Source organism: Frankia sp. CeCAU1 (genome assembly GCF_977971845.1).
Genome location: NZ_CDWWXA010000184.1, coordinates 3,761 through 7,748, shown reverse-complemented (window position 1 = coordinate 7,748; position 3,988 = coordinate 3,761). Strand labels below are relative to the sequence as shown.

The 3,988-nt window shown below is 74.5% G+C and carries 2 protein-coding genes; one reads left to right on the top strand and one right to left on the bottom strand.

The window, feature by feature from the left end; translation table 11 throughout:
- On the bottom strand, positions 1 to 2,555 hold a 2,555-nt coding region (locus AC08OO_RS21410; RefSeq protein ID WP_476618970.1), incomplete at its 3' end, for a cobaltochelatase subunit CobN.
- 244 nt (positions 2,556 to 2,799) lie between these two features.
- On the opposite strand from AC08OO_RS21410, the gene AC08OO_RS21405 reads away from it, so the two are divergent.
- Positions 2,800 to 3,988, top strand: a 1,189-nt coding sequence (locus AC08OO_RS21405; protein WP_476618969.1) for a nitrite reductase, incomplete at its 3' end; no start/stop codon positions are given.

Here is a 3,988-nt window from a genome sequence, read left to right as displayed (position 1 = left end):
GGGGTGGTCGCTGGCGAGGGAGGGGGGACGAGGACGGTCGTCACCACGTCGGATGCGGCTGACGGGTCCCAGGCGCGTTCCTCCATCGCCGTTACCAGGGCGAGCGCCGTCGCCTCGGCGGCGTCGACCGCGCCGCGGGCCGCCCGGTCGTCCTCGACGAGCCCGAGGGCCTCCCGCAGCCCCGGCAGGGTGACGCGCCCGCCCCACATCTGCCGGGCCCGCAGCATCGCGAGCACCAGGTTGATCCGCGCCCCGCCGGTCGGTGCTTCGCCGAGCACGTGCAGGCCGTCGCGGATCTGCGCGTCCTTCACCTCGCACAGCCACCCGTCGACGTGCAGCAGGAAGTCGTCGAACTCGGCGTCGTGCGGCCGGTCGGTCAGTCCCAGGTCGTGATCGAGCCGGGCGGCCTGGATCAGCGTCCAGATCTGCGCGCGGATGGCCGGCAGCTTCGCCGGATCCATGGCGGCGATGGTGGCGTGCTCGTCGAGCAGCTGTTCCAGGCGGGCCAGGTCGCCGTAGCTCTCCGCGCGGGCCATCGGCGGAACCAGATGATCGACCAGGGTCGCGTGCGCCCGGCGCTTCGCCTGCGTGCCCTCGCCCGGGTCGTTGACGAGGAACGGGTAGATCAACGGCAGGTTGCCGATCGCCGCGTCGGTCGGACAGGACGCGGACATGCCCACGGTCTTGCCGGGCAGCCACTCCAGCGTCCCGTGCTTACCCAGATGGACGACGGCGTGCGCACCGAAGCCGCCGAAGCCGCCGGAACTATCGGAACCGCCAGGGCTGCCGGGGCTGCCGGGGCCGCTGGCGAGCCACCGGTAGGCGGCGAGGTAGTGGTGGCTCGGCGGCAGGCCGGGATCGTGATAAATGGCGACCGGGTTCTCCCCGAAGCCGCGTGGCGGCTGGACCAACAGCACGATGTTGCCGGCCTGCAGCGCGGCGAGCACGATCTCCCCGTCCGGATTCGCGGACCGGTCGACGTACAGCTCGCCGGGCGCGGGCCCCCAATGCCGTTCGACGCTCTCCCGCAGGTCGGCGGGCAGGGCGTCGAACCACGCCCGGTACCGCGCCGCGCTGATCCGGACCGGGTTACCGGCGAGCTGCTCCTCGGTCAGCCAGGCCGGATCCTGCCCGCCCGCGGCGATGATCGCGTGGATCAGGGCGTCACCGTCCTCGGCCGTGACCCCCGGCAGCGCATCAGGGCCGTCATCGGGCCCGATGTCGTATCCAGCCGCGCGCATCGCCCGCAGCAGGCGCACGACGCTCGCCGGGGTGTCGAGGCCCACCGCGTTGCCGATCCGGGAGTGCTTCGTCGGGTAGGCCGAGAGCATGAGCGCCACCCGGCGTTCGGCCGGTGGGACGTGCCGCAGCCGGCCGTGCGCGACGGCGATGCCGGCCACCCGGTCGGCGCGTTCGGTGTCGGCGACGTAGCTTGTCAGCCCATCCGCATCGATCTCCTTGAAGGAGAACGGCACGGTGATCAGGCGCCCGTCGAACTCGGGGATCGCCACCTGTGTCGCAGCGTCCAGCGGGGACAGCCCGTCGTCCGACTCCGCCCACGTCGCCCGGCCGCTGGTCAGGCACAGTCCCTGCAGGATCGGGATGTCCAGCGCGGCCAGCGCGCCGACGTCCCACGCCTCGTCGTCGCCTCCGGCGCAGGAGTGCGCCGGCTGGCTGCCACCCGCGGCGAGCACGGTGACGATCAGCGCGTCCGCCCGCCCGAGGGTGGCGAGCAACTCGGGTTCGGCGGCGCGCAGCGACGCGCAGTACACCGGCAGCGGATCCCCGCCGGCACGCTCGACCGCGGCACAGAGTGCCTCGACGAACGCGGTGTTCCCGGCGACGTGGTGCGCGCGGTAGTACAGGACACCGATGGCCGGCCGCACCGCGACCGGCCGCACCGCGTTCCCCACGAGGGCGTCCGGGGCGTCCCGGCTGGCTGATGCGTCCGGGGCGTCCCGGCTGGCTGATGCGTCCGGGGTGGCTGATGCGTCCGCGGCCCGGTCGAGCACCCCCCAGGCCGGGATGGTCACCGGTGGGGCGAATCCGGTACCGGACAGCAGCAGGGTGTCGGCGAGGAATCGGTGCAGCTCGCCGAGGTTGGCCGGACCGCCCTGGGCGAGGTAGGCGTGTGCCTCGGCACAGATGCCGCCGGGCACCGTGGAGACGGCCATGAGCTCCGCGTCCGGGGTCTGTTCGCCACCGAGCACGACCACCGGGCGCGGGCCGGCGAGCAGCGTGTCGAGCCCCTCCTCCCAGGTCCGCCGGCCGCCGAGGATGCGCACCACGACCGCATCGGCACCGCTGGTCAGCGCCGGGAGATCGGCGACGGAGAGCCGGGCCGGGTTGGCGAGGCGGTAGCGGGCTCCGCTCGCCCGCGCGGAGAGTAGGTCGGTGTCGGACGTCGACAGCAGCAGGACGACCGCGTCGACCTCCGTCTCCCCGGCTCCTGGTGTCTCCCCGGCTTCGCGGGCGAACGCGGTCGACGGATCGTCGGAAGGGTCGGTCGACGGATCGTCGGACGGATCGGTGGGAGGAGTCTGCACAGGCGACATGGTGATGCCTTTCCCGGGGGTCCACGCCCCGCGTCGGTGGCCGTGCCTGGGGCGCACTCCCCGGTGACGGTGGCGGGACCGCACCGGATTCGCGCCGGATTCGCGCCGGACTTCCTCGCCGTTCGCCGCTCGTGGCCCCGTCACGATCGCAGAGAGGTGGGCGGTGTTGTCAAGCACTCCGCTGTCGTCGTGACAAAGAAACGATCAACCGGCATCGCCCGAGTCCGGCACGTATGCTCCGCCGGTGCCCACCAGTCCGCGGGAGCGTGCCCGCGACGCCTGCCCCGGTGTGCTGACGACACATCCGGCCGCGGATGGCGCGCTCGCGCGGCTGCGGCTGCCCGGGGGCCGGCTGACCGCCGCCGCGGCGAAGACCCTCGCCGGTTGCGCGCGGGAGTTCGCCGACGGCCACCTTGAGCTCACCTCCCGGGCGAACGTGCAGCTACGCGGCCTGGTCGACGGCCTGGCCGACAGCACGGTCGAGGAGCTCGCCGCCCGGGTGAGCGCGGTCGGCCTGCTGCCCTCGACGACGCACGAGCGGGTCCGCAACATCGTGGGCTCGCCGCTGTCCGGACGCGGCGAGGCCGGCTGCCGGGACATCGCGCCGGTCGTCGCCGAGCTGGACCGCCGGCTGTGCGCGGATCCGGCTCTCGCCGCGCTGCCCGGCCGGGTGCTGTTCGCCGTCGACGACGGCAGCGGGGACCTGGCCGGGCTGCCCGCGGACCTCGCGCTGCGCGCCCTGCCCTCCGGGGAGATGCTGCTGGCCGTCGCGGGCGCGACCCGCGCGCTGCGGTTGCCCGTCCACGTCGCCGTACCCGCGCTCCTCGCCGCGGCGCGGGCCTTCATCGAGGCCCGCGCCGCGGCGGGCACCGCCGCGGCGGCCTGGCGGATCGCCGAGTTGCCGGGTGGACCGGGCGGACGGGACGGCCTGCTCGCGGCTGCCGCGACCGAGGCCGGGGTCGTTGGGATCGTCCAGGCCGCTGGAATCGCTCAGGCTGCTGGGAGCGCCACCGTTCGGGCCGGCGCGTGGCCCGGTCCGCATCCGCAGCGTGATGGCCGCCGGGCGTTGACCGTGCTCGTCCCCCTGGGGCGGCTGAGCGCCGACCAGCTCGACCTGCTCGCCGCTGCCGCGGCGGCCGGTGGTGGTGACGGTGCTGGCGGAGCGGGCGATGCCGAAGACGGCGTCCTGGTTGTGACCCCGTGGCGGTCCGTCGTGCTCCGCGATCTCGACCCGGCCGAGGCTACCCGGTGGTCGAGGGCGGCTGCGGACGCGGGCCTGGTCGTCGATCCGGCATCATCCTGGGTCGGTGTGACGAGCTGTGCCGGTCGGCCGGGATGCGGCCGGGCGTTGGCGGATGTCCGCAGTGACGCGGCGGTGTCCGTGCGGATCCGAGCTGACGACCCGTCGGCGCCGACGCACCCGGCCGGGAGGC